Origin of the sequence: Galbibacter kalidii, from assembly GCF_026241135.1 — a bacterium.
GTDB lineage: Bacteria > Bacteroidota > Bacteroidia > Flavobacteriales > Flavobacteriaceae > Galbibacter.
In genome coordinates this window covers 114,988-141,162 of record NZ_JAPFGA010000011.1, presented here as the reverse complement: position 1 = coordinate 141,162, position 26,175 = coordinate 114,988, and the positions used below count along the sequence as shown (strand labels likewise).

Below are 26,175 nucleotides of genomic sequence, written 5' to 3'. Positions count from 1 at the left end.
TTACCAATATTAGCTACCGTTTTTTCTTAGGTTTTTCACCTCCTTTTTGAAAATATTCATCTATTTCTGCAGAGCACTTATTCAACGAATAATTATCCACCTTTTTCAACTGTTTTTCGTCAATTAATTCATCATTTTCGAGAAAATAACCTAGTAAATCTATTTCATCGTTTACACGCATTTTAGGGTTGGTGAACAATGGAATACGTTGCTCTAAATAGTCTATAAAATCATCTTCATTTTCTAAAATTTCTGAAAATATCATCAAGTCGAACAGGCTACAGCTCCAAGCAAAATCCGCATCTGGTTTCACAATTCCTAGTTTTTTTAACTCGTGTAAATTTGAAATGAACCCAGACAGGTGTTCAAGTGTAATTGTTATTCTGAAGGTTTTCTTTTTATTGTCAACGGTTATTGTTTTTCCTTGATTATCATAGAATGAATTATTATCGTTTTCAATGATATATTTATATGCTCTATGGCTTTGGTAAGCACCATAACCTATAGTATCTGATAGTTGTCCTGTTAAACTTTTTAATGCGCCTCTTCTTGATGGTGCAGATAAACCTCCTGCTTTTATTTCAACTATATAATTAGCTTTTTCTGAAATAATTAGTAAGTCTAATTCCGTTTCAATAGGATTCCCATTTTCATCTAAAATACCAGGTTTATATTTTAGGTTCAGATATGACTTTGAGCCCTTAATGAAATTATCTAGTAACTCTGCTGTTTTATTTTCCAAATAGTTGTCTCTAGATTGCGAGTACTTATTACCTAGATATTTTTCTTTATAGTATTTTTTGTCGGCATTCTTGATTAAGAATTCTGCTATGTCAAAGAGATTCCTTGTCAGAAGATTAAACGCAAAAAGATAATATTCATTTTTGTATTTAATTATAGGTTTTTGGGTAATTAAGGTTTCATTTAGTGGCAATCCTTGGAACTTTGGATTAAGGAAATCTGCATTTTCTCCAAAATCTTGACTAATAGCTTCAACCACCTTTTTATGTGATTCTTTCCTAAATCGTATTTTATGTAATTCTTGAAATTGTTCAGGGTCATTTATTAAATATCCAGTTGGTTTGTTATCCTTTGATACAAAGTCAGGATTGTCAGATAAAAATTCAATCATTGGTTTTTGGTCATCTGCTCTGAACATTTTTATGCCCTTTGACTCTTGCCATTCTTTAAATCGGTTAAATGATTGAGGATGAGGCATCCCATTTGGTAATATTATTCTACAGTACCAAGAATCCTCTAGCTGAATAAATGTTTCAAGAATATCATTCGAATCAAATCCATAATTATCGGTAAAAAACTGGTCGTGTCCAGAAAACATTTCTTTGAAAACGTCATAGATGTGACTCATATAGCCGTCTCCTCGTATATGAAGTGCTTCCAACACAGTTAAAAACCTTAAATGACTTTCTTGTTCAGAGTAAGTTCCAGTTAATACTTCTGTGGAAATATAGGCATTGTAAGCCATACGAATATTTGTAAGCAAATCCTTTAACTCTTCAAAAATTTCTATAGATGGTGATTCAGTAGGATTGTGTTTTATGGCTGTTGTAAAACTTGTAGCATATTCTAATGAAACTTCTGCCATTCCATCATCTTCAGGATTGTTATGGTTAAGGAAATGATTGTATGATAGAAATCCTAACAATTTAAAGTTGTCGTATTTTTTAAAAATTTCTACAACTCTGTTAATTGAATTTTCTATAAACTCCAGCGTTTTGGGTCTATTCGATATTATTTGTTGTACGTATTCCTCGTGTTGTTTTTTTGTCCGTTTGTTTTTTACTGTAAGGTTTTTCCCTTCAAGTTTTAACTCAATGCCATTAACTAGTTCCTTCTTTACGCTAGAAGCTTTTCCGTAAACTCTTTTTATCTTTTTCTTTTTTTTCTTCTTTCTTCCTCTGCTTTTTGGCATAAGTTCGGTTTTTTGTTCAAATGGTAGCTAACTCGTTACATCACACCAAATATAATTTACCCCTCAATCTCTACTACTTAGAAATAGTTTTTAAACAATTTACTTTTCAATTATAGTCAAATACTCTAAATCTCCATTGTTCCATTTAATAAGTTCATCATTATTTAGGGGTTTGATTGAGAGTACTTCAAACCGCTTTTTTACATTCCCGTTTTCATCAATTTCATGTTTTTTGGTATCAGACTTTAGTAATTTCAGTCTAATTCTTACCAAATCATCTTTTAAAAGTTCTACGGGAAAAATATCTTGATATGATTTTAGACTCAATGCTTTTGCAGCTCTTGCCATCATTCTCATGTTATATTTAGCTCTACTCTTGGGATTTTCTATTTGTCCAACATAACCTTCAGACACTCCAATACGTTGTGCCAATTCTACTTGATCTATGTATGGGTTTGATTTGACTCTCAACTCTCTCAAACTTTCAATCACATGGAAGTCTATATGGGATATTATTATTTCTACAATCATACTGCATATATATATGTATGTAAATCACGAGATTTATCGAATATTATTCACATATATATGACTATGTAAATATTTTTTTATATCTTAGCCCAAGATTATTTATTTTTGCGATTACTTCTTAAGTAAAAAATATTAGAAGCATTCGCTTTGAATCTCGTTATCGAAAACTGGCGTTTTTAAATTACCACGAGAGGATAAGTAGAAAGCTCACGACCCGGGCGTGGGCTCACTTATCTGTGGTAAAGGTACCGCCAGTACCCCGATAACAGTAAGCTGAGTTCCGCGCCTATTTTTTTGGCCAAAATCATGGCACTCTCCTTACCATTCTTAGCATACTTCATAGTTTACAAGAGTTTCGCAATAAGGTGTTTAATTTAATAACCTATTGTGCCTATGGAAAGAATCTATATGCTATTTAATGCCTGCGCTGTCTTATTAATTTGAATTAGTCAGTACAGTAGCAGGCTATTAAATATTTGCATAAAAAAGCCCTCTATCTCGTCGGCAAACCAGCATAGAGGACTTTAATTCAATAAAACGATTGTTTCAATTAAACTATTCAAAACTATGAAGAAATTTGCACTCATCAAAGGGTGGGGGTTACTTTGGTGTTTGCTTATAAAAACCATATACCTTTTGCATTCGCCAACCTATGCATACCCTATACACACAACCACACTTCAAATACAGCAACAACCCATCACAGGCACGGTAACAGATGCCACCAACGTGCCTATACTGGGCGTAAACATTATCATTAAAGGCAAAACAAAAGGCACTACCACAGATATTGACGGTAAATACCAATTGCAGGCACAACCCACAGACATGCTGGTATTTTCTTATTTGGGCTACCAACTTGTTGAAGAACCGCTCAATGGGCGCACTGTAATAAACGTACAGCTACAAGAAGACACTACCATGCTGCAACAGGTGGTCATTAACGCCGGTTATTACACTACAACCGAGCGGGAACGTACCGGAAGTATTTCCCGCATTACCGCCAAAGATATCGAGAAGCAACCTGTAAGTAATCCGTTGGCTAGTTTACAGGGCAGGGTGGCTGGAGTTGAAATTGAACAGACTTCCGGTCTGGCGGGTTCTAATTTCAACATCAAGATACGGGGCAGGAACAGTATCCGTACTGCCGGTAACGACCCATTGTATGTTATAGATGGGGTGCCCTATTCATCTTCAAGCCTTGGTGAGCGTCAAGCCTCTATTATATTGCCAGGAGGCAGTGGTGTTAGCCCGTTGAACAACATTAATCCTTCTGATATTGAAAACATCGAGATACTTAAAGATGCCGATGCAACAGCAATCTATGGTTCCCGGGGTGCCAACGGTGTCGTTTTGATAACCACTAAAAAAGGCAAATACGGGGACACCAAGGTAGAGTTCAATATCCTTTCCGGTTTGGGAACTGTATCGAATGCACTCGATTTGCTCAACACATCAGAATACTTGGCTATGCGCAGGGAGGCTTTTGCAAACGACGGTATTGACCCTTTGCCTTCCTATGCCTACGACATAAACGGCACCTGGGAAGAAAATCGCGAGACCGATTGGCAAAAAACATTGTACGGGAAGACCTCCTACCTTACCAACGTGCAGGGTTCAGTATCGGGTGGCAGCGGGCAGACCCGGTTTTTGGTCAGTGGCAATTACCACAAACAAACGGGCGTGTTCCCCGGGAATTACCACAACGACAAAATATCCGCTTTAGCCAATTTAAGCCATAGGTCAAAAAACGATAGGCTGTCCCTTCAACTTTCAACCAATTATACCTCAAACCAAAACAACCTGCCCAGTGATGGCTTATTTGTCTCCAAGGCCATTAGCTTAGCTCCCAATGCCCCGGAACTGTACAATGATGACGGCAGCTTAAACTGGGAAGGATCAACTTGGGCCAATCCCTTGGCCAGCCTTAAAAAGACCTATGAATCCAATGCGACCACATTGGTTGCCAATGCGAGGTTGGGTTACAATATACTCGAAAATTTGAAGTTGACCACCAATTTGGGATATACCGAAAACCACCTAAAAGAACTCAGGACTGACCCGTCCACGGCTTTTGACCCTGCCTATGGTATAGGCCCAGGATCTTCAACAGCTGTTCATAACACAGGACAAAATATCTCGTGGATCGTAGAGCCGCAATTGCATTTCAATTATGACATGGGCAAAACTAAAATGGAAGCCTTGGTCGGTCTTTCGTTCCAAGAGCAAAAAAGCAGTCAACGATCTCAGTTTGCGTTTGGTTTTACAAGTAATAGCCTGATTGAGAACCTGTCGGCTGCATCCAACATATTCCCTTTATCGGACTTACAGGAACAATACAGATACCAGGCGGCTTTCGGTAGGATAAACCTAAACCACAAGGGAAAATACCTCTTGAACATTACTGGGCGTAGGGACGGCTCCAGCCGATTCGGTACTGATAAGCGTTTTGCCAACTTTGGGGCTGTCGGAGTGGCTTGGATATTTTCAGAAGAGACCCTTATCGACCAAACCTTTCCGTTCTTGAGTTTCGGAAAGTTAAGGGGCAGTTACGGCACCACGGGGAATGACCAGATAGGTGATTATCAATACCTCGATACCTATTCTTTTGGAACCGCTCAATACCAGAACATTCTTGGCCTGTACCCGACCAGGCTGTTTAACCCCGATTTTAGTTGGGAAACAAACCGAAAACTGGAGTTTTCATTGGAGCTCGGGTTTGTGCAAGACCGTATTTTTATAAGCGTCAACCATTATCGTAACCGCTCTTCGAACCAGTTGGTGGGCATTCCGCTTCCCGGTACAACAGGTTTCTCTTCCATTAACGCCAATCTAGACGCTACGGTGGAAAACACGGGTTGGGAACTGGAACTGAACACGGTCAACATAAAAACCAAAGACCTTGAATGGATATCCTCATTCAATCTTACCATACCAAAGAACAAATTACTTGAATTTCCCGATTTGGAAGGTTCGACCTACGCCAATCAATTGGTCATAGGGGAATCTTTGAACATCAGGAAAGTGTACCGTTTGAACGGGGTCAATCCACAGACCGGACTTTATGAATTCGAGGATTTCAATAACGATGGTATAATCACTTCCCCCGATGACAAACAAGTTGTAAAAAACTTTGATCCCAAGTACTTTGGAGGATTTAGCAACAGTATCCGCTACAAAAAGTTCAGTATGGATATATTGCTTCAATTCTCAAAACAACTGAATTGGAATTTCTGGTACAACGGACCGCCCATTGTGGGCAGTATGTCAAACCAGCCCAGCATAGTGTTGCAGCATTGGCAAGAAGAAGGAGATATAGAGCCCTTCCAACAGTTTACCACTGGGGCAAATCAGGAAGGAGTCCAGGCCTTTCGAAACTATACTGAAAGTGATGCGGCCATTTCGGATGCCTCTTATCTAAGGTTAAAGACCCTTTCCTTGGCATACCAACTCTATGAAAAGGGTACTAACGGGTGGGGTTGTCAATTGTTCCTCAGAGGGCAAAACCTGTGGACATATACAAATTACACCGGATTGGATCCTGAAACAGGTAACCAAACCATACCGCCGTTGCGGTTTATTACTATGGGCACACGATTAACCTTTTAAAAATAATATTATGGATTCAACATATAAACTGTTCCAAAAACATATAACTAAAGCTATTTTTTTGATGGCTTTAGTGCTGATTTCCTGTGAAAACTATTTGGAAATCGAGCCACCAACGAACCAACTGACAGGAACGGTAGTGTTCGAAGATGTAGCTACGGTCAATGCCGCCTTTGCTCACATTTACAGTGAAATGAGGGAAACCGCATTTACCAATGGCGCTATTACCGGGCTCTCGTATCTGATGGGTCATTACACGGACGAACTGGAACTCTACGCCAACTTCCCGGGAGTGCAAACCTATTCAAATAACAATGTACTGCCATCCGATAGTAGTATAAAACAACTGTGGGATACGGGGTATAGTATTATCTATGCTACGAACAGTATTTTAGAAGGGGTGCAAGCCTCCACTTCACTTTCGGAGGAAGAAAAGAACCGGTTTCTCGGGGAAGCTTATTTTTTGAGGGGTTTTATACACTTTCACTTGGTCAATATTTTTGGGGATATCCCATTTATCGACTCCACAGATTACAGGACAAATAGCGAAGTCTCTAGGCTAAACGAGGAACAGGTTTATCAAAGGCTTGTAGAAGATCTATTGAACGCCAAGGAACTATTGCCTACAACCGATGACAGCCTTGCCAACTTGCGTCCCAACCATTGGACTGCCTCGGCATTGCTGGGCAGGGTCTATTTGTACAGGCAAGAATGGCAATTGGCCTTGAACGAATCCTTGCACGTTATTTCCAATGGGGGGTATGTACTGAACACCGATTTGGGGCAGGTTTTCTTAAAGGGCAGTCCTGAAACCATATGGCAGTTGGATACAGGGATTCCCGGCACCAACACCCACGAGGCGCACACTTTTGTCATTGCTGCTGGGCCACCTTCCAACTCGGCTCTCTCTGAACATTTGCTCAATGGTTTTGAGACCGGTGATGCCCGTTTTGATGAATGGGTCGGGACTGTTTCAGATGGCTCGGACACTTGGTTTTTTCCCTATAAATATAAACTAAACACCCCCACTGGAACCACAGAAGAGTGTTCTATCCTGTTCAGGCTGACCGAACTCTATTTGACGGCGGCTGAGGCACAAGCACAACTGGGCAATTTACCCGAAGCATCAGGATACCTGAACGCAACGAGAAACCGGGCTCAATTGCCCCCAATCACATCAATGGAACAGGATGCCCTACTGGAAGCCATTTACAAGGAAAGGCGTATTGAATTTTTTACCGAACAAGGGCATCGTTTCTTTGACCTGAAACGAACGGGACGGGCCACTACTGTGCTGTCTCCCATAAAACCCAATTGGGAGAGTACCGATGTACGGCTCCCCATACCGGAAGTTGAATTGGCATTGAATCCTAATCTGTTGCCACAAAATGAAGGCTATTAAATTAAAAATAGGAACAATGGGATTCAGTAAGGTTTTATTTTTTTTGATTATTGGGTCAGTAACCTGTTCCTTATGGGGGCAGGCCAATAATGGCATCAAGGCATATCTGGAAAAGGACAGATTGATAATTGGTGTTGATGTTGAAGTGCTGGACACGCCTATGCTTTTTGTACGGCACGGTTCAGGGCATCAACAAGTGGTTTGGTCAAAACACAACGACCATATCTTATTGACCACCTCAAAGATTGAATCCCTTTCGGGGACCGTTATTCCCTTGTACTTTAATTACAAGATTGATTCGAATATCATTGGACGGTTCCCTATCATAAAAGAGAAAAGTATAAAAGATTCTTTTTTTGTTGATGTCACTGATTTAATGCTGCAAACCAATATCCGTTGGAATTTGAAATCTTCTGAAACGGTAGTTAGGGAACTTTCCTATATAAAGGGTATAAGGTATTTGGAAAACGAAACCATAATTGAGACCAAAAGAACCGTTGACTATTTTGGCGATAAAAGGACCATTGATGCAGTTTTTAGCTTTTATAAACTGCCTGAACCTATGACACCAAGGTTGTTTGACCACAGGATGGGCTTTTTCTGTGAAGATCAGTTCAGTATCGTGAATAGTCAGGTCAAAACAGTAAAGGGAAGTGTGCTGCGATGGCGTTTAGAAAAGAAACACAAAGATAAAAAGCTAAGCAAGCCCATCGATCCAATCGTATTCTATTTGGATCCTACCATGCCCGATAAATGGAAACCCTATGTCATAGCGGGAGTACAGGAGTGGCTGCCCGCATTCGAAGCAGCAGGTTTTAAGGATGCTATAGAGGTTAGGGAAGTATCTAAAAACGATAAAAACTGGCATAAGAACAGTGTCAGCCATTCCGTTATACGCTGGTCCAATTACACAGATATTCGAGGGGGCGAGGATAGATCAGGTTCGACCGCCGATCACATTATTGACCTACGCTCGGGTGAGATACTCAAAGCAGACATTATCATTGGGAGCTCATACCAAAGCCTATCCGATCAGTATATGGTCAGGTGTGCCCCCTTGGACAAACGCGCTCAACAATACCCCTTCCCCGATGACCTTGTAGGGGAATTGATCCAATTTATTACTGCCCATGAGGCCGGGCATGCCTTTGGGCTTAGGGATGGTCATTATGGAGAGTTTGCCTACCCTTTTGAAAAGATACGGAATAAGGAGTGGCTCGAAAAAATGGGACATACACCGAGTATAATGAGCTATGCCAGACATAACCATGTCGTTCAACCGGAGGACAACATCCCACCTTCATTACTCATTCAAAAAGTGGGGCCTATGGATAGTTACCAGATTAAATGGGGATATAAACCATTTTCTGGAATCAATAACCCCAAGGACGAACTGCCCTATTTGGAAAAAATTGTCCGACAACAAGATTCCGTTCCTTGGTACAGGTTCAATTTGCAGCAGTCGGAAACCCTTGGGCCGGGAAGTACCAATGAAGTAGTGGAGAATGACAATCCTGTGCAAAGCATAAATCTCAGCTTGAAAAACCTAAAACGGGTGCTGGAATTACTCCCGGCCATAAACGAGAAACAACCGGACAATGCTCTATTGGGACGGCTTTATAATAAGGCTTTGGAATTATGGTATCAGCAGATGCAACAGGTCATGTCCCTGATAGGGGGCTATACCATACAATATAAATCTGGCTCGCAGAAAGGGGATGTATATAGCCCAATCCCCAAGAAGTCCCAAGAGGAAGCTTTGGATTTCCTGCTTAACAACGCCTTTGAAGTTCCGAAGTGGCTGTCAAAACCCGATTTCTTACCAAGAATACAATATTCTACAAATACCGATAAACTATTGGGGTATCAAAAAGTGTTGTTGTCGGAACTTTTGGACGCACGTAGGATAAAAAGATTGGAACAAATGGAAGGGGATGGCTCCCACAATGGGATTTCTGAAACACTGCTGTCAAAGTTAAGATCAGGGCTGTTTAGGGAACTCCATTGTACGAATATAGTTGTAGAAAGAAGAAGACAAGAATTACAACGAGCTTATGTTGAACTTTTAGTCAAGGCAGCTACACAGGAAAATAATTACACCACCGTAAACCCAAATAACACTTATCGGTTTTATAGTGACTATTCAAAAAGCATTTTGATGTCCGAACTGTTTTCCCTAAGGAGAGGTATTGAGGTCAAGTTAAAAGCAATAGGGGACAAACCCACGATTGGGCATTTAGAATTATGTATGAAACTAATTGATAAACTATAATAACACACAACAAAAAACAAAAAAAGAAGGAGCTTTAATAGGCTCCTTCCTTGGTTTACAACTGCTCCCAGTATTAGTTCCTCCACAGTTCACTGGAACACATAGTCCCGGCAGCAAACCTGTAGACCTGTTTCCCTTCGTGCTTGCACAGCTCGGATCCTGTGATGTCACATTCAACCTGTACCGTATTGCACGGAAGTTGTGGATTGTCGTTAAAAACATAACCCTGGATAGCATTGTCTTCTGCATTCGAATTATCGATGGCAGTAAAAGCGCTCGCGGTCAAGGCAAAAGCAACAACCAAGACCGGCATTAAAAATTTGGATTTTAAAAATTTCATGATAACAAAATTTTAAATTAATATTCCGATCTACTCTTTTTTACGGGTTTTCGATCTCTTTTCCCACTATCGGCCGATAGAATTATTTTTCCCTCATTACTGGTAAAAAGTTCATTTCTCAATTCGTAAATTGACAACCAATCTCCTGCTAAGGCTACCAAGTATCTTCCATAGACACCAAACTTTCTAACCTTTACCTCTTTGATGTTATATAAATAAAAACTGAATTCATAGGTTTCTTTTTTCCAGTCGTAAACATCAATAATGGATGCCTCTTTGAGCATACTTTTGTCCTCGTTTTTACCAAGCCTGTCAGAACCTACGAATAAAAAGCGTTCACTCATTGCGGCCATTTTGTTTACCAGCAGTGGAGGTGCCTTCATTTGAGTAATTTCTGATTTGGTATGTTGTGTAAGCTTTATTTGGGCTTTCTGTACCGTATCAATGGTTCGCAGTCTTTTTAATAGATTTAGATTGGAATCCATTATCATGAACTGATTGCGGTATGAATAAATATAACCAATAGCCTTACCTGTCGAGGAGGAGGTCATTATCCCATTGACATCAAAGATGCCGTCTATCTGCTTTTCCAAAATTTCAGGGTTTAACCTAATGTTGAAATCATCATCGGATTTCCCAATAAGCCCAAGGGTCGCCATTTGGGTTTTACTGCTGATAGTGTTGATACATATAGTATTGCTGTCAACAGGAAATGCCTTTCTAAAATAAGCCTTGTCTTTCATCCATACGTCCGCTTCCCAGTTTTTAATGCTACCCCTGAAAATACAGGGGACTGTCCCATCCATTACAAAGAAATAAGGTGGTTGGACATTAACTTTTAAAGTACGCAAAGGGAAGTCGGTCCTATTGAGTTTAATTCTTACGTGCACTGTATCTTTTGCATTCAGGTTTACCTGTAGCAAATGCAAGGGGGCTGTAGTATTCCCTAAGTAAAGAGTATCTCCACTATGGCCGGCCAGGTAATAGGAATTGTATTTTATGGGCAACTCATATTTATTTAGGATGGGGTGGGGCAGATATCTTCTGGTAAAAGCATTGTTCCGATGTATTTTTTGTTCCGACAACAAGTACAGGGTAGTAACCAAAAAGACACCTCCCAAAAAACAGCTTAATGTTTTTAAAACAAAAGATTTTATCCTAAATATTTTAACTTTTTGGGAGTTGCCTCCCTGTTTCATCAGAAACAGACCAACAAAGGCAAGTACAGCAAAGCAAACATTGAACAGTAAATGTTCTTTCCAACCCATTTTTTCCAAGACACCGCCACAGGAGCAGGGTACAAAAATGCTGTAATTCAAAATGATAAAAATATAGGCCGTGAACATCACCATCAAGGTGAATGCCATATACAGTCCTATTCTCCTGAATTTCGGAACAATAAGCATTGAGGCTATCGCCAGTTCCAACAGCGGAACGCTCCAGGATATAGTACTAGCAAAAGCACTTAACAAAGGGGATTGCCCGAGTTGAATTCGAAAATTCTCGAAATCAAGCAACTTACTAACGGCTGCATATACAAAAAGTAGTATAAACAGGTAGCTGACCAAGACAGGAAACACCTTTCGTAACTTCATTTTTAATTTGTTTACGCCTCAAAGTTCCTAAAAGGTAAACCATGAAAAAATGGAAAAAAGAATAAAATATATGGTAAATAGTGTAAAAAATATGGAGGAAAACGTAGTCCTTATGGAAAAAAGAGAAAGATAATTTAAATATCCTGCAAGAACCTTGGTATGTTAACCAGTGTCAGGTTGTCATACTTTTTAAAAACCTTGTACATGCTATTATAATCTGAAAAGCTGTTCTTATAGGCAATTTCCTTTAAGCTTAACTTGCTGAACAAAATGTCTCCCACCCCGTCAATCATCCTCTTTTTGGTATAAAACTGATAGAACGTATCCCCAAAATAATGCTTGCAATCCCTTTGGAACTGATTGTAATTTTTATCAAAGTATCTCAATAGTTTGTCCATGGACATTTGTTTATTGCTTTCATATCGCTCCAGCACCTTATGCAAGTATTGAAGATGGCGTGGTGCTGGTTTAATAAGGCTTCTTGGGACTCCTACCTTATGAAGGATAAACCGCGCATTTATATCTCCTTTTTCCAGTACAACTATTCCCATAATAAGCAATATCTCCGATTTTGTGGAACAGTGCAGGTGAACCGGAAGGATTTCGTCTTTTATAAAGGGTAATTCTATCCTTTTGATTTTAGGAAAAGTGGTTAATCTTTTTAAGAGTATATCTGATTCGGGAAATTCCTTATTTTCCAGGTTGACTTCTTGTAGCAACTCACTTTTGTAATAGTCATAATCAACAGATAAAAAATCAATTTCACTGAAAAACATCATATAAAAATCTACTATTTTTCTGGTATGGCGTAAAAGAAATTCATCTTGGTCATAATAAAAGGCAGACTGTCCCCTTGGAAACTTTGAAAACTTGATCATAGCTTCCTCCAGTATTCTATCAATTAAGGATATCAAATAAAAATTCATAAACGCTTATATACATTTGGGGCAGTTCCTAACAATTTGATTATAAAACGCCTATGGGTAGATATTACATTTGTAGGCTAACTATAGGGTTTAATATAAAAACATATAAAGGTATTAAAAATTCTCCGATTGGAGAAATAATTTAAAAACATTGGTTACCATACTATCAATATTATAATTCTCAATTTAAACAAGCGACGTTCTTTTGCTTCTTTTCTTTGGTCGCTTGTGTGGAAAGAAAAGAAGTCGTTACAAAACCAATATAACGGGATAATAATTATCCCGTACAATAATGCCGCAACCTGTTTGATAAAATGTAATGAAGGGAACACTGCGTAGGGATTACATTTTGGCAAAGGGGTTGCACCGCTTCAATTGCGAAAAGACGGTTCCGACCAATGGAAGGATGCATCTTTTCGCCGCCCGCCCTCAATGGGTTGGGTTAATCAACTGTTATCGGACGGGTTCGGAAATCTTTCAGGTTATGGAAAAATCCCCTGTACTCAGTCATTCCGTTGCGGAACAAGTTCCACAACAAAGAGCAACCCATTTGGGTCAAAGATGAATTGATGAACAAGTCCTGTTTTTCCAAGGCTTCAGCCAAACTGCAACTTGGTATGTCGTCCTGTTGTTCGGACTGTTTCAACAATTTGCCAAATTCTTCGGTAACCATAGGTAGGTTTGCCACCGTTTCGTATTTTTCTGAATTGGGTTGTCGAATGCTTCCTATCGTGGATAACAGCACTTGCCCTGTGTGTTGGCTGTTCCCAAAGTCCAGCCAATATTTCGGCTCGTCCCTGTGATGTCTGCGGTTGCTTGTTTCTTTCAGTATCCCGGCAACACCAAACCTTGCCTTTACGCTGTCCACACAGGTAATGGTAAGGGTTGCCCGTGCATATTCTGGCAACCTGCGCAAACGATCCTTTTCAAATTTTCTTGCTTCCGCTTTCCAGTTTGTTCCCGAAAAGCGGTTGGCACGGTTTATCAGTGCCACGGATTTGTACAATCCCGTTTCACATTCCGCAAAACGCTGTCTGCCCAAATTGGCAGGGGTTACCGTATCATTATCCCAGAGGCGGACTTGCAGCCCTGCGTGCCCCAATTCCACCAAGCTGTGGTTCATTTCCATTAAGGCGGTCAATACCTTTGAGCCCGTGCCCCCTGCACCGATAAGGTTAACGGTAATGGGATTGGTCGGGCTTATCAAATAGTTGTCCGTAAAATGGACTTTGGTTCGGTCATGCCCATCAAGCGTTTGTTTTTCTGTGCCGTTCATCACAATAGGTTTTTAAGTGTTTTGTTGTTCTTTTTCAATACCTCTTTCGGAAAGGCTTCGCCTGTATGGATAAGGTCTTTCCAAAGGTTCACGCAATTCCCTTTTATCGGGTTGTACCCTCCCAACAAATGGCTGAAATAGCTGTTAAAAAAATAATCTTCCCAAGCGGTGGTAAATTCCTCCACCGAAGCCGATTTTTTAATCTCAATGTTTACCGTACCCATACATACGTTGCCATTCTCGTAAATGTTGAAAAAAGGGGCATAATGCAAAGGTGTTTTTTCGGTAGGTCTCCTGTCCGATGCAAGGGCAAATACAAAAAGGCTATTTTTACTTGCCAACCAAAGCATCGGTGGTACCTGCGCCTTTCCGTTGGGAATGCCCAAGTTGTTCACAAAGTACAGTTGCCTTTGTTGAGCTTTGGTGTGCCAAAGTACCGAACCTTTCCCGCTCGGGTTGATGTGCAGGATGTTGGTCGGCAAAATCCCTTTCGGTTTTAAAAAGGCTTTGTCCTTTTCTTTATCGGTTCGTAAAGCCTTTGCCAACGCATTGGCTTCCCTTACGGTCAAGGGGTGGGCATTGATGGGATTGCCGTTTTTGTCCATATCGAAATGCTCTACATACATATCGGGATTCGTCCCTTTGGTTTCATAAAAAACCAAAGCGGATTTAGGGCTGTACAATGTCCCGAAATTTTCGGTTATATCGTTGCTGCTGTTCATTTTCCTGTTGTTTTATATTCATGCAGTAAACCGCACAAGTCACCCAATAGGGCAAACAAACGGTTCTCAAAACCGAGGTCGGTTGCCGTTATTTTGCTTCCGTCAAAGCGTTTGCAAAGGGTCGGTTCTTCAATTGTCCCATATTCGTTGAATTCGTTGTTGATGCAGTCCGCAAGTCTTTCATATAACCAACCTTTGGTATCGGCAACAAACGAAATGTACTTTTCCATTCCAATGGTTTCATTGCCGTAATCATCAATATAGGGGACTTGCCCGGGCATTTGGGCGTTTCGGAAAATAGTAGCGTTCGGATAGTCCCTATAAAGTGCAAGGGCATCACAAGCCACTTTACGGCATTCTTCATCAAAAGCATCACGGCTTTTAAAACGGTTTAACCGCTGTTCAAACAGTTGTAAATTGATACGGTTGTACAGTTTCTGTTCCATGATGTCGCCAAGCTGTCCGGCTTTTCTCAATTCGCTTTTGTAGCTTTCGGTATCGTCCGTACAGTCGTCATATTCCACCCATTCACTGAACATTTCATATTGCCAATACAGATAACTGCCTTCTTGCCTGTAATAGGGGATGTCGGCAATATGGTAGAGGTAGCTGCAAACCGAGACCAACAGTTGGGCGGTCTTTTTACGCTTCGGGTCGTGGAGCATTTGAAAGAGCGGTACAATGGGAATGTAATACAAGGTCGTGCCTGTATCGTACCGTTCCTTGCTGACTAAAAAGGTTTTCCCGTTGTCCTGTAACAGATGGAAACCATCCCAATTTACATTTACCTGTTTGAGTTTGGTTTCCATATCCCACATCGCCAAAGCCATATTGTAGGGGTAACCATAACCCTTGGTCTGCATTGGCTCAATGTTGTAATGCCCTGCTAATTGGGAAAGGGACCGATAAAAATCCCTTTCCGTTTGTTGTGATTTCCTGCAAGCCTGTATGGTTTGCGTTTCTTTCAGCTTGGGCAGAAAGCTGCACCTTAGAAAACCATTGGCAACATGCCTATCGGCACGGACTGGCGTTTGTCTTTCTGTATTTCGCCTGCGTCCTTTGGTCTTTGCATCCAATGGGCGAACCCGCCCAACTGCTGGTGCAATTGTTGTTGCCGTTTCTGTTCGGGGATCTCGATAGTCCCCGATAGGATATGTGGCTTCATCTTTCATTTTTTTATAGGATTTTAATAGCCCCTCCTTTGGAGGGGTTGGGGGAGGCTTTTAACCTTTTGTCCCCATTACACTTTCAAATCTGTACTCGACCCTATCATCTTTGATTTTCGGTGCAGATACTTTTGCCGTTGTCAATATGGGATATGTGTTGGCATAAAAGTTCAACACGGCTTCCACGCCCCAACGGGGTTCGGGGTCGGTCAGTTTAATGTCCTGTCCTTTGTCCTTGAGTATAAATACCCGTTCCAATTGTGTTGCTGTTAACATCATCTTTGATTTAAGTGTTACTGTTGTTCCTTTTCCCCAAATTCCATTTCCTGTTCTACCTCTTTTATTTGGTAGTCGGGGTAATGCCCTTCTGCCGATGGTCTTGGCGTTCTTTCCCGTGATGTCCCCTTGTCGAAAAGGTTGGGGGCAAACTTAGCGGACAGTTCCGATTTGCGTTTTCGGATTTCGTCTGCCTTTTTGGGGTAGTCGGCAGGGTTGGGCACTTTTGACCATGCTTCACGGAATTTGCCCTCTTTTTCGAGTTCGTCCGCTTTTGCCATAGCGTCTTTGAATCTTTTCTCTTTGGCTTCTTTTTCCTTACGCTCTTTCTCGGCTTTTTCCTTTTCCATTGCCGATTGCTTTTTGGCTTCTTCGACTTGTTTTAGGTATTTTTCCATGTCCACCATGACCCCCGAAACCTTTTCGATGGGCGTGGTTATCTGCTTAAAAAATCCCTCGTCAAACTCTTGGGCGGTGGCGTTGAATATCAACGGGGGAATAAGGTTCTTGGCGCTGTCCCCACACCCGTCGTTATGGAGCATTACCGATACAATCAGGTTGTTTCCTGCCCCTTTGGCAATGTTCAATTGCAGGTTGCCCGTGAACTCCAACTGTGCTATTTGATTGAAAAAATTTGTGTTCATTGTCTTGTATTTTTTAATGTTGTCGTTAATTGTTCTTTGATTGCTGTCAGTTTCCCGTACATATCCGTCCAATAGGTTTTTTGCCGTTTATCAAACTCGGAAAAGCCCTCGCTTATGTGTTCGTATTCCTTGTATTCCGCTGTTATGCGGATAGCTTCGTCAAGGTCGGTTACTTCAATTTGGCAACCGTTCAAATCCGTTACCTTCATAGCTGTGCCAATTTCCTTTCCAACAGGGTTTCCAGTATCTCGTAATCACTTTCGTAGGTTTCCCCCTCAAAACGGTAAGTGTCGGTTTCCTCGTCATAGCTGTACGCTTCAAACGCTTCATCATCCAAACAGATGTCCGTCAATATACCATCCATATAGGTTGCCCTGCCATATACTAAGCAACCCAATTCCTCATAATCCTGTATGAAATCCATGTTATAGTGTTCCGCTATCGCTTGTACGATTTCAAGGTTGGGCGACCACCTTGTTTCGTACTGAACCACGCCTGTAACATCATCGTCCTTATAGATGTTGAAGAAATAGCCCCCATTACTGTCCTCTACAAAGTCGGGCAGTTGTCCTCTTTCTTCTTTTTGTTCCTGTTCAGCCATTGCTTTGAATAGCTGTTGTACCTGCTCGATTGCTTCGGGTTTGCCCTCGAAGACAACCGTATTGTTACACCAATTTGCCATAATCAAATGTTTTTATCGTTAATCTCCTTTTTTTTCAGAGGTATAAACCCCATTCACATAGTAGCCTAAAAGCTGTTCCCATAGCCGTATCAGGCTATTGGTGTCCACATAGAAATGTCCTGTTCGGTTACAATGAATGATGTATATAGCCACGTCTTTGTATTGTTTATCAAGGCTTTGTGTCTTGGCAAAACCTTTGGCTTCGTCTATTGATTTTGTTTTCATACTCCTTCGTTTTAAATAGGCTACCACCGTTTAAGGCAGTAGCCTGTAATTATTTTTAATTAAGGTTTAGGATTTCCGCACCGTCCGTTGCAAATGCGTTGCACCATTCAAATGCTTTCTGTGATTTGAGTTGGGCAGTACCGCCCATTACAATACTCTTTAACTTGGCTTCATCGTCCCTGTAATTGCGTACATTTTGATAGTAGCCCGTTACGGCATTGTACGCTCCGTACAATGTGCCTTTGGTCGTGTCCATTTGTTGGGTGTCGCTTACCATTGCATAGGCAAAGGCATCATTGGCGGTGTTTTTGAACACGGTCGATAGTTGATCATCCGCACCTTTTTTGATATGCTCCAAGGTTTCCTTGTTGGGGCAAAGTGCCAGTTGGATGAGCTTTCTGACCTCTTGGTCTGTTGTCTTTATCTTAGTCCACTTGTTGAATATGCCCTCCAATTGGTCGCTCAAGGTATTTGCCAACCCCATAATCTTGTGTGCGTTTTCGATACGCTGTTTTGCCCCCGAAGTGTGCTTGATACGCACTACGTTGGTCATATTGCGGAGTGAAGCGTTCAGGGTGTTTTGGCAGACAATCCTAATGGGTGTAAACGCTGCGGTAATGCTTCCGCTACCGTCATGCGAAGTGGTAAGGAAGATATATTTCTCGGTCACGTCATCGCCATTGCCCACACGGATATAACCGGGCAGTTTTGCCGTGATAAATATGCGTTCCCCGTTGCCCAATGCCCCTGCGGTCTCGTAAAGGATGCCCTCGCCACCGCCTACAATGGCGTCAAAGAAATCAAAGGCTTCACGGTTTTGTACGATGTGGTAATCTTTGCCCACCACGCCCAATACGGTATTGTTATCGGTGCGTATGTTGGCAAAGTAGTTGGGTACTTCCAGTTCGCTACTGCCCATTTCTATACCGTCAGCCGTTTCGGTAATGCCCGAACCTTTGGTAAACAATGGGCTTTTTACGACTTCATAGTCCAGTCCTGCGTGTTTGATAGCTTCCTCGCTTGTCGGGTAATCCTCTACGATTTGCCCCAAGCCGTGCCATGCTTTTTCCTTAACACTAAAGAATGAATAACGCCCTGTCCTGCTGTTGAAATTAATGTTGTGTGCCATAATGAAATGATTTAAAAGGTTTAAAAATGATTGAATGTTCCCTGTTAAAATGGGAGGTCGTCCTCGGTTCCTTGTGCAGTAACCTTACTGTTTTGGGTTGTCATGGTAGCCTGTACGGTTTCCGTTCTTTTGCCACCGCTGTGCAGTTTGATATTGGAGGTGTGGAAATTCAGCCCTGCACGTGCCTTGCCGTCCATATCCGTCCACGCCCTTACACTTACCCTGCCCGTGAGTTCCACCAAAGTGCCTTTGGTGAGTATCTTGGCTACGTTCGGGCTTATCCAGTAAGAGCAATCAAAAAAGGCGGTCTGTTCCACCCGTTCGCCCTGTTTGGTCTTGTAGCTGTCGTTTACCGCTACTGAAAAGTTCACTACCTGTCGGTCGTCTTTTAGCTTGTGGACTTGTGCGTCCCCTGTCAATCTTCCTGTGATGTTCATGATTTCTACATTTTTAGTTATTGATTTTGATTTGATTTTTATTCGGCAATGAGAGGAGGTGCTGTTTCGTTTCACCCTTTTATCATTTTCAATTTGTATGTTTTTCATTGCCGACATTTTTTTTATTCGTTTAAAGAGCCGGAGTATGCTTAGTCTCGTTTCACGAGCATAAAAGGTTCGTGTTTAGTAGCACCAAGGTTTTGGAGGGAAATACTACCCGCCAGTTGGCGGGTGGAGATTTTTCTCCAAACTCTGCATGACCTTGGGGCTGGGTCAAGAACACGTAAATACCTTTGCTCTTGAAATGGGACAAAAACTGCATACCGGCTCTTTGATTAAAAAAAACCGTGGAAGCAATGAAGACGGGATTGTTCAAATGGTATGTTGTGGTTAAGGATATTGCATACCAATACGCTGGATTTAACCGTGTTTGTTCAAAATCGTGGCTTTGGAAGCCACGGAAAGGGTATTGGAAAATAGTGTTGTGGGTAGTGTGGGGCATTTTTCAATAGGCTTTATTGCAGCATCCGGACAAAGCTCTTTTATGGGAGGGATCGGCGCAAGGAGATAAATGTGCTTTCCGGATAGAGAAGACAATCATAGCCAAATTTGGCCACCTAAAGACACTCTTAAGTAACTACTTTATCCAATACGTAGGTTTAGTTTCTGTAAAAATTGAAAAGAAAGGTTACGTAAATGAAAATGGAGAAGGATCATTGTGAAAGAAGGAAATTAATACCGGAGAGAGTAATTGAAGATTTAAGGCATGAGGGAACTACTGTAACCTATGAAGAAGCAGAAACTATCTTAAAGTTTGTACAAACGATTGCACGTATAGCAGTAAATCAATATCTTAGTGGAAGGCTTGAAGACTTATGAAAAGAAAGCCAAGTGATTTATTGATTTAAATTTCTGTATGTTATGAAAAGGGCGGATTTGTATATACGGGTTAGTACGGACGAACAGGCCGACAAGGGATATTCCCAACGCGACCAGGAAGAACGGTTAAGGAAATACTGCCAGATAAAAGGTCTGGAAGTACGGAATGTGTATATAGAGGATTATTCTGCCAAATCTTTTAAGAGACCTGAATGGCAAAAACTTCTTTCCAACCTTCGGAAACAAAAAGCTAAGAATACTACATTACTATTGTTTACGAAATGGGATAGGTTTAGTCGTAATGCCGGCGATGCTTATCAAATGATTAACCGGTTGAGGAAACTCTATGTGGAGCCGAGTGCCATAGAACAACCCCTGGATCTTTCTGTTCCCGAAAACAAGATGATGCTTGCTTTTTATCTTGCCTCTCCTGAAGTTGAAAATGATCGTAGGTCTCTTAATGTGTTCCACGGTATGAGAAGGGCAAAGAAAGAAGGGCGCTATATGGGGCCGGCTTCGGTGGGTTATGTAAATAAAATGTCGGAGGATAAGAAAAAATATATCGCTATACATGAAAAGGAGGGGGCATTATTGAAATGGGCTTTTGAGAAGATCCTTGAGAATAAATTTAGTACTGAACAGATATGGAAACTTCTTCTCAAGAAGGGTGGAAATAGATATAGGTTTAGCAAAAACAACTTTTGGGTAGCCTTGCGTAACCCACTGTATTGTGGCAAAATTTTCGTCCCCCCTTACAAAGAGGAGGAGGGATATTATGTAAAAGGGCAGCATGAGCCTCTTATCAGTGAACGTAAGTTTAATGAAGTACAGGAAATACTCGAAGGCCGAAAAAGGGTCGTGAAACCCAAAATCCTGTCATTGGATAATCTACCGTTACGGGGATTCCTCGAATGTCCTAACTGTGACAGGGTGCTCACTGGCAGTGCCTCCAAAGGAAAAATGGGAAAATATTATTACTATTACCATTGTACAAGCCGATGTGGCACGCGTTTTAAAGCGGGAGAGGTTAATGAAATTTTCATAGAGCAACTCCGCCGTTTAAGCCCAAGTGAAGCAATAGTTGATATGTATCTCGATTCTTTTTTCGAAGAATACAATAATAGAAGAAAAACAGATAGGAAGAAAAGAAAGGATCTGTTGGCTCAAATTGATAAACTTAATAGTCGGTTAAAGGGAGCACTAATCAAAAATGTCGATGGAAAACTTGACGATGACGATTATCAAAAGATAAAGAAGTTTACGAATAAAGAATTAGAAGAACTGGAATCTAAATTGAATGACCTCTCTGATATCAACTCTGAAATAAACGACCTGCTCCGAAAAAACCTAAGAAAGCTTATAGGTATTGATAAACAATACGAAAGAGGAGATATTGAAGAAAAACGGACAATCATAAGTTCGATGTTCCCCGAAAATCTGCTATTTGACGGAAACCGACATCGAACTCAAAGACTAAATACTGCTTTCGACCTTATCTATTTTAAAACCAATAAATTAAAGGGTAAAAAAAATGGGACAAGCCTATCATTTTTAGACTTGTCCCAACAAGTGACCTGGCTGGGGCTCGAACCCAGGACCCTCTCCTTAAAAGGGAGATGCTCTACCAACTGAGCTACCAGGTCTATCCGTGGCATTGCTTGAATGCGGGTGCAAATATAATATCATTTATTTATATTTCAAGACCTTTTTCCCATAAATTTGTCTTTTTTTTGTGGGAGCGATATAATTAAATGATTATTAAGAAAGTGAATCGTATATGATGGTAGTTTTAATAGGATATATGGGCAGTGGTAAATCAACTGTGGGGAAAGTTATAGCTAAAAAAAGAGGGATGGGGTTTATAGATTTCGATGATTATATTGAAGAAAAGGAGCAACTCACTATCCCGGAAATATTCAAACAAAAGGGCGAGATTTATTTCAGGAAACAAGAAACAGCTTATTTGTCGGTCTTGCTCAAGGAAAAACCAAATGCAGTGATTTCTTTAGGTGGAGGAACTCCTTGTTTTGGGAATAATATGGATGTTGTTGTTGAAGCTACCCAAAACGTATTCTATTTAAAACTGTCCGTTGAAAAACTAGTAGAGCGTTTGCAGGCTGAAAAGGAACACCGACCCTTGATCAAAGATATTGCCGATATCGATTTATCCGATTTCATCAGAAAGCATTTGTTTGAAAGGAATTTCTTCTATTTAAGGTCGCACCATATCATAACTGTTGGTGACGAAACTCCGCAAGGGATATCGGAAAAAATAGAGAAGAAGTTAGTTTAAATAAACGGCGTCATTTCCTTTTTTGAAAACAACATCAACATGTTCCTGAAGGGATGTTGACAGGGAAATACCCTTAAAATCAGCTTTTACAGGATAACGCTTGTGATTTCTATCTACCAAGACCACGGTTTTGAGTTTTTTCAGTGGAACATTCAAAAAGTGTTTTACGGCATAGATCAGTGTGCCACCCGAATTAAGTACGTCGTCCACCAAAATCAAGGCCTTGTTTTGATATTCGCTTTCGGGAATGGAAGTTTGAACAGGGATCAATAGATTTTCCTTGTCGATATTTACTTCACAAAAAACGGTTTTGATATCGGAAATTTCAAGGATTACCTTATTGATCCTTTTAGCCAATTCCAATCCGCCGGAGGCGATTCCCGCAATAACGATTTCCTTTTCGTCACTATAGGTCTCATAAATCTGATAGGCAATCCTTCTGATTTTGTGCTGAATCTCCTGATGATTTAGAATTTTATTCTCCTGTATGGTCATGGCTTCTTTTTTCCAAAAATACATAATTTTTTACAGAGAAAAAGTACATAATTTTCAGAACAGTTTTTGAAATTTCCTTCCTACTCAACCTTCACCATCTTCCAGATAATCGTCAATATCCCTTCGGTCTTTTTTGGTAGGTCTACCACTACCTTTTTTTCGGTAGTAATCCTTTGAATATTTTAGCAAGCCGGTATGTTCAAAAGCTTCCTGTGGTGTGGTATCTTTGCGGTAGAGGTCTACAATTTTGGCTCCCACACGGTTTTTAGGGATGTCCAAAACCTCTATTTGGTAGTTGATCTGGTTTTTTCGCAGTTCTATTTTATCAGTAGGGAAGACCTCGCGTGATGGTTTAACCTGCTGTTCGTTTATTTTGACATGCCCTTTTTTGCAGGCTTCCGTAGCCTTATTTCGGGTTTTAAAATAACGAACACACCATAAATACTTGTCAATACGCATAAACTAAGGGGTCTGTTAACACTACACACTCAAAGCGGTTTTTTGGTCTATTTCCCGTCTCTTCTCGTTGTTTTTCTCATTTGACGCTGCCAAATTCGTCAAAAATGCCTCAATAGACAAAAAATATCTTCAAAAACCCATCTTTTCTGGTAATGTTAACGAACCCTAAACAAAAAATTTCGTTAATAGCTGAAGCAAAAATATTAGAAAATAGTATCTTGCGCACTTATATTTATGGAATATACTAAAGAAAAAGCAAGATTGATGAAGATAAAAAGTTTAATACCTGTTTTTTTGTTGACATTGGGTTTTATGGCCTGTAATAACGATGACGATGGTGGTAACACTGTTGAGGTGAGGGATGTAGCTGAAGTGGAAGCAGAAGATGACGCCGAACTCCAGTTGTACCTAGAAACACATTTTTATAATGATGAGGATTTTCAAACCCCTACCGAAGGTTTTGATTATAAAATCGTATTTGATACCATTGCGGGCGAAAATGCCGGCAGGACGCCTTTGGCTGATCAGGTAGAAACTATGACCATCGATTTTCAAGATGTACCACACAAACTTTATTATTTGATTGTAAGAAAAGGTGATGAAGAGAAAGGGGAAAGTCCTGCTTTAGGACATCAAGTGATTACCAGATATGAGGGGAGTCTGACCAACGGAACTGTATTTGATGTTTCTAATGTAGCAGTGCCTTTTAATTTACCAATTGTAAATGGTGTGAATGGGTTTAACTATATTTTTCCTAAACTAAAAACCGGAACAGGGAAGGCAGAAAACCCGGATGGTACCATTACTTGGAATCAAGATTATGGGATAGGAGCTGTGTTTGTGCCTTCAGGATTAGGCTATTTTAATGCTGCACAATCCGGTATCCCTGCCTATAGCCCGTTGATCTTTAAAGTAGATTTATTGACTTTTAACGAATTGGATGTAGATGTTGTTCTTATTTCCCGAACTGAAACAGCTTCATCTCCGGACGGAATCCCTTCTCATTTGGAAGATGTTGATGGTGATGGCGATCCAAGGAATGATGATACGGACGAAGATGGAATCCCCAATTATCAGGATGCCGATGATGATGGTGATGGTATATTAACGGAATTTGAATATGATGCCGATGGTGACGGTGTCCCCGATGATAGCGATGGCGATGGAACCCCAGATTATCTGGATCCCGATAATCAAATAGGAAATAATTAAGCATAAAAAAACCGACATTTTTTGAATGTCGGTTTTTTTATGTTCAAACTTGTTGAAGTCTATAATTGCACAGATAAACTTAAAATAAGTTGTGATGGTCGGGTGTCTATTCTTCCTCCTTCAGGACTTAGGCCGACAAATTCGGCTTCATTGTCACTAAAACCTCTTTCCCATCGGAGGTCAACAGCGGCTCTTTCGCCTAAGTTGAGTCCAACGCCCATGTTTAAACCTACGGTAAAGTCATTCTCTACATCGTTAAGAGTAACTCCTTCTAATTCGGTATCAAGGATATACTGCAACGATGGTCCGGCAAAAACGTGTAACGGACCAACAATATTAAGTCCCACCAATAAAGGTGCATCCAATTTGCTCATTTCAAATTTATCACCGTCATAATCAGAATTTGTTTTGGTAAAGACCAGTTCCGGTTTAAAGAAGATGGCTTGTCCGTCCTCTACTTTCCCAAAAATCCCAATGTGAAAACCAATTTGAGAATCAGCATTGATGTTCTGTACATCTCTTAACTCTCCATTGGAGTTAAAGTTAAATCCTGCTTTCACCCCAAATCCCGAGGTAGATTGCGAATAACCGATGAATCCGACTAATACACATATCATTAAAAATACTTTTTTCATTATGTTGCTTTTTAAGATGTTAATAATAGACCTCATTTAAACGAGTTCTTCATTCTATAAACAGAAAGTTCGGTATTTTATTTCCTTTTTAACACTTTTGTAACAGCTTTTATAATAGCTTCACTGTTCAATCCGTATTTATCCATCAATTGTGCCGGTGTTCCACTTTCTCCGAAAGTGTCCTGTGTTGCAACGAATTCCTGAGGTGCCGGAGTGTTTTCTACCAATGTTCTGGCAACGCTTTCTCCCAATCCACCTAAGTAGTTGTGCTCTTCTGCTGTTACAACACATCCGGTTTTGGCAACTGATTTTAAAATAGCTTCCTCATCAAGAGGTTTGATGGTGTGAATATTAATAATTTCAGCAGAAACCCCTTGTTTTTCAAGTTCTTCTCCGGCCAGGATAGCTTCCCATACCAAATGTCCTGTGGCAACGATGGTTACATCGGTACCTTCATTGATCATGATAGCTTTACCGATCTCGAATTTTTGATCTTCAGGCGTAAAATTAGGCACTTTTGGTCTTCCGAAACGAAGATAAACAGGTCCTTCATATTCTGCGATAGCAATGGTAGCCGCTTTGGTTTGGTTGAAATCACAAGGATTGATAACCGTCATTCCGGGTAGCATTTTCATCAAACCGATATCTTCCAAGATCTGGTGTGTTGCTCCATCCTCGCCTAAGGTAAGTCCGGCGTGGGAAGCACAGATCTTTACATTTTTATCCGAATAGGCAATAGATTGGCGTATTTGATCATATACACGTCCGGTAGAGAAGTTGGCAAAGGTTCCGGTAAACGGAATTTTACCGCCTATGGTCAGTCCGGCAGCGATACCCATCATATTAGCTTCAGCAATTCCTATTTGGAAGAATCGTTCAGGGTTTTCTTTAATAAATTCGGCCATTTTCAGGGATCCAACTAGATCGGCACATAAGGCTACAACATTAGGATTGGTTCGTCCTAATTCCGCAAGGCCGACTCCAAAACCACTACGGGTGTCTATTGTTTCAGTATATGTATATTTTTTCATTTTAAT

26 protein-coding genes, 1 tRNA gene and 1 pseudogene are annotated in these 26,175 nt (G+C 40.7%); 8 read left to right on the top strand and 20 right to left on the bottom strand.

Annotation, left to right across the window (positions count from 1 at the left end; genetic code table 11):
- Positions 1 to 13: 13 nt before the first annotated feature.
- Positions 14 to 1,933: a hypothetical protein gene (locus OOZ15_RS12415; RefSeq protein WP_265956735.1), complete on the bottom strand. Its 1,920-nt coding sequence runs from the start codon at positions 1,931 to 1,933 to the stop codon at positions 14 to 16.
- Positions 1,934 to 2,032: 99 nt separating this feature from the next.
- On the bottom strand, positions 2,033 to 2,464 hold the full coding sequence (locus OOZ15_RS12410; RefSeq protein WP_265956734.1) for a helix-turn-helix domain-containing protein: 432 nt from the start codon (positions 2,462 to 2,464) through the stop codon (positions 2,033 to 2,035).
- Between the two features lie 567 nt (positions 2,465 to 3,031).
- Here OOZ15_RS12410 and OOZ15_RS12405 point away from each other — a divergent pair.
- Genes OOZ15_RS12405 through OOZ15_RS12395 form a run of 3 tightly spaced genes read left to right on the top strand, consistent with a single transcriptional unit; the run spans position 3,032 to position 9,747 of the window.
- On the top strand, positions 3,032 to 6,073 hold the full coding sequence (locus OOZ15_RS12405) for a SusC/RagA family TonB-linked outer membrane protein (RefSeq protein WP_265956733.1): 3,042 nt from the start codon (positions 3,032 to 3,034) through the stop codon (positions 6,071 to 6,073).
- A gap of 10 nt (positions 6,074 to 6,083) precedes the next feature.
- The gene (locus OOZ15_RS12400; RefSeq protein ID WP_265956732.1) at positions 6,084 to 7,475 is read left to right on the top strand and encodes a RagB/SusD family nutrient uptake outer membrane protein; all 1,392 of its coding nucleotides are present in this window, start codon (positions 6,084 to 6,086) and stop codon (positions 7,473 to 7,475) included.
- A 16-nt stretch (positions 7,476 to 7,491) separates the two neighbouring features.
- Entirely contained in the window at positions 7,492 to 9,747 is a 2,256-nt protein-coding gene (locus OOZ15_RS12395) for a zinc-dependent metalloprotease (RefSeq protein WP_265956731.1), read from the top strand.
- 73 nt (positions 9,748 to 9,820) lie between these two features.
- Here the strand turns inward: OOZ15_RS12395 and OOZ15_RS12390 are convergent, their stop codons facing one another.
- From OOZ15_RS12390 to OOZ15_RS12330, 13 genes are all read right to left on the bottom strand, one after another.
- A complete protein-coding gene (locus OOZ15_RS12390; protein WP_265956730.1) occupies positions 9,821 to 10,087 on the bottom strand; it encodes a DUF6520 family protein in 267 nt (88 codons plus the stop codon).
- 17 nt (positions 10,088 to 10,104) lie between these two features.
- Positions 10,105 to 11,682 carry a MauE/DoxX family redox-associated membrane protein gene (locus tag OOZ15_RS12385; protein ID WP_265956729.1) on the bottom strand — a complete coding sequence of 526 codons (1,578 nt, stop codon included), beginning with the start codon at positions 11,680 to 11,682 and terminating at the stop codon, positions 10,105 to 10,107.
- Positions 11,683 to 11,816: 134 nt separating this feature from the next.
- The gene (locus tag OOZ15_RS12380) at positions 11,817 to 12,608 is read right to left on the bottom strand and encodes a helix-turn-helix domain-containing protein (protein ID WP_265956728.1); all 792 of its coding nucleotides are present in this window, start codon (positions 12,606 to 12,608) and stop codon (positions 11,817 to 11,819) included.
- Positions 12,609 to 13,050: 442 nt separating this feature from the next.
- The gene (locus OOZ15_RS12375) at positions 13,051 to 13,884 is read right to left on the bottom strand and encodes a PRTRC system ThiF family protein (protein WP_265956727.1); all 834 of its coding nucleotides are present in this window, start codon (positions 13,882 to 13,884) and stop codon (positions 13,051 to 13,053) included.
- Positions 13,884 to 14,606, bottom strand: coding sequence for a PRTRC system protein B (locus tag OOZ15_RS12370; RefSeq protein WP_265956726.1), 723 nt, complete (start codon positions 14,604 to 14,606; stop codon positions 13,884 to 13,886). Before OOZ15_RS12370 ends, OOZ15_RS12375 begins: the two co-directional genes overlap by 1 nt.
- The gene (locus OOZ15_RS12365; protein ID WP_265956725.1) at positions 14,603 to 15,778 is read right to left on the bottom strand and encodes a hypothetical protein; all 1,176 of its coding nucleotides are present in this window, start codon (positions 15,776 to 15,778) and stop codon (positions 14,603 to 14,605) included. Before OOZ15_RS12365 ends, OOZ15_RS12370 begins: the two co-directional genes overlap by 4 nt.
- 51 nt (positions 15,779 to 15,829) lie before the next feature.
- Complete coding sequence (locus OOZ15_RS12360) at positions 15,830 to 16,048, bottom strand: PRTRC system protein C (RefSeq protein ID WP_265956763.1); 219 nt, start codon at positions 16,046 to 16,048, stop codon at positions 15,830 to 15,832.
- A gap of 17 nt (positions 16,049 to 16,065) precedes the next feature.
- Positions 16,066 to 16,692 carry a PRTRC system protein E gene (locus OOZ15_RS12355; RefSeq protein WP_265956724.1) on the bottom strand — a complete coding sequence of 209 codons (627 nt, stop codon included), beginning with the start codon at positions 16,690 to 16,692 and terminating at the stop codon, positions 16,066 to 16,068.
- On the bottom strand, positions 16,689 to 16,901 hold the full coding sequence (locus tag OOZ15_RS12350) for a hypothetical protein (RefSeq protein ID WP_265956723.1): 213 nt from the start codon (positions 16,899 to 16,901) through the stop codon (positions 16,689 to 16,691). The genes OOZ15_RS12355 and OOZ15_RS12350 overlap by 4 nt, the downstream gene beginning before the upstream one ends.
- Positions 16,898 to 17,374, bottom strand: coding sequence for a DUF1281 family ferredoxin-like fold protein (locus tag OOZ15_RS12345; RefSeq protein WP_265956722.1), 477 nt, complete (start codon positions 17,372 to 17,374; stop codon positions 16,898 to 16,900). The genes OOZ15_RS12350 and OOZ15_RS12345 overlap by 4 nt, the downstream gene beginning before the upstream one ends.
- An 18-nt stretch (positions 17,375 to 17,392) precedes the next feature.
- Positions 17,393 to 17,599 carry a DNA-binding protein gene (locus OOZ15_RS12340; RefSeq protein ID WP_265956721.1) on the bottom strand — a complete coding sequence of 69 codons (207 nt, stop codon included), beginning with the start codon at positions 17,597 to 17,599 and terminating at the stop codon, positions 17,393 to 17,395.
- Between the two features lie 55 nt (positions 17,600 to 17,654).
- A complete protein-coding gene (locus tag OOZ15_RS12335; RefSeq protein WP_265956720.1) occupies positions 17,655 to 18,728 on the bottom strand; it encodes a DUF932 domain-containing protein in 1,074 nt (357 codons plus the stop codon).
- Between the two features lie 44 nt (positions 18,729 to 18,772).
- Positions 18,773 to 19,165: a single-stranded DNA-binding protein gene (locus OOZ15_RS12330; RefSeq protein ID WP_265956762.1), complete on the bottom strand. Its 393-nt coding sequence runs from the start codon at positions 19,163 to 19,165 to the stop codon at positions 18,773 to 18,775.
- 448 nt (positions 19,166 to 19,613) lie between these two features.
- On the opposite strand from OOZ15_RS12330, the gene OOZ15_RS12325 reads away from it, so the two are divergent.
- The 3 genes and pseudogenes from OOZ15_RS12325 to OOZ15_RS20305 form a co-directional block, all read left to right on the top strand.
- On the top strand, positions 19,614 to 19,736 hold the full coding sequence (locus OOZ15_RS12325) for a hypothetical protein (RefSeq protein WP_265956719.1): 123 nt from the start codon (positions 19,614 to 19,616) through the stop codon (positions 19,734 to 19,736).
- Between the two features lie 125 nt (positions 19,737 to 19,861).
- Positions 19,862 to 20,044: a hypothetical protein gene (locus OOZ15_RS12320; RefSeq protein WP_265956718.1), complete on the top strand. Its 183-nt coding sequence runs from the start codon at positions 19,862 to 19,864 to the stop codon at positions 20,042 to 20,044.
- Positions 20,045 to 20,086: 42 nt separating this feature from the next.
- Positions 20,087 to 20,881, top strand: a pseudogene (locus tag OOZ15_RS20305) (recombinase family protein); the annotation flags it as partial.
- Between the two features lie 733 nt (positions 20,882 to 21,614).
- Here the strand turns inward: OOZ15_RS20305 and OOZ15_RS12310 are convergent.
- Positions 21,615 to 21,687 (bottom strand) — tRNA-Lys (locus tag OOZ15_RS12310).
- Between the two features lie 134 nt (positions 21,688 to 21,821).
- Between OOZ15_RS12310 and OOZ15_RS12305 the strand changes: the two genes are divergently transcribed.
- Positions 21,822 to 22,337: a shikimate kinase gene (locus OOZ15_RS12305; RefSeq protein WP_265956717.1), complete on the top strand. Its 516-nt coding sequence runs from the start codon at positions 21,822 to 21,824 to the stop codon at positions 22,335 to 22,337.
- On the opposite strand, the gene OOZ15_RS12300 is transcribed toward OOZ15_RS12305, so the two are convergent.
- Together OOZ15_RS12300 and OOZ15_RS12295 are read right to left on the bottom strand one after the other, a co-directional pair.
- Positions 22,329 to 22,832 (bottom strand): phosphoribosyltransferase family protein, encoded by a 504-nt coding sequence (locus OOZ15_RS12300; protein ID WP_265956761.1) that lies wholly within the window; start codon positions 22,830 to 22,832, stop codon positions 22,329 to 22,331. The genes OOZ15_RS12305 and OOZ15_RS12300 overlap by 9 nt on opposite strands.
- 84 nt (positions 22,833 to 22,916) lie before the next feature.
- Entirely contained in the window at positions 22,917 to 23,291 is a 375-nt protein-coding gene (locus tag OOZ15_RS12295) for an RNA-binding S4 domain-containing protein (protein ID WP_265956716.1), read from the bottom strand.
- Positions 23,292 to 23,555: 264 nt separating this feature from the next.
- Between OOZ15_RS12295 and OOZ15_RS12290 the strand changes: the two genes are divergently transcribed.
- A complete protein-coding gene (locus OOZ15_RS12290; RefSeq protein WP_265956715.1) occupies positions 23,556 to 24,503 on the top strand; it encodes an FKBP-type peptidyl-prolyl cis-trans isomerase in 948 nt (315 codons plus the stop codon).
- 59 nt (positions 24,504 to 24,562) lie between these two features.
- Here the strand turns inward: OOZ15_RS12290 and OOZ15_RS12285 are convergent, their stop codons facing one another.
- Positions 24,563 to 25,138 carry an outer membrane beta-barrel protein gene (locus OOZ15_RS12285; RefSeq protein ID WP_265956714.1) on the bottom strand — a complete coding sequence of 192 codons (576 nt, stop codon included), beginning with the start codon at positions 25,136 to 25,138 and terminating at the stop codon, positions 24,563 to 24,565.
- Positions 25,139 to 25,215: 77 nt separating this feature from the next.
- A complete protein-coding gene (locus OOZ15_RS12280) occupies positions 25,216 to 26,169 on the bottom strand; it encodes a transketolase family protein (protein ID WP_265956713.1) in 954 nt (317 codons plus the stop codon).
- Positions 26,170 to 26,175: the final 6 nt, after the last annotated feature.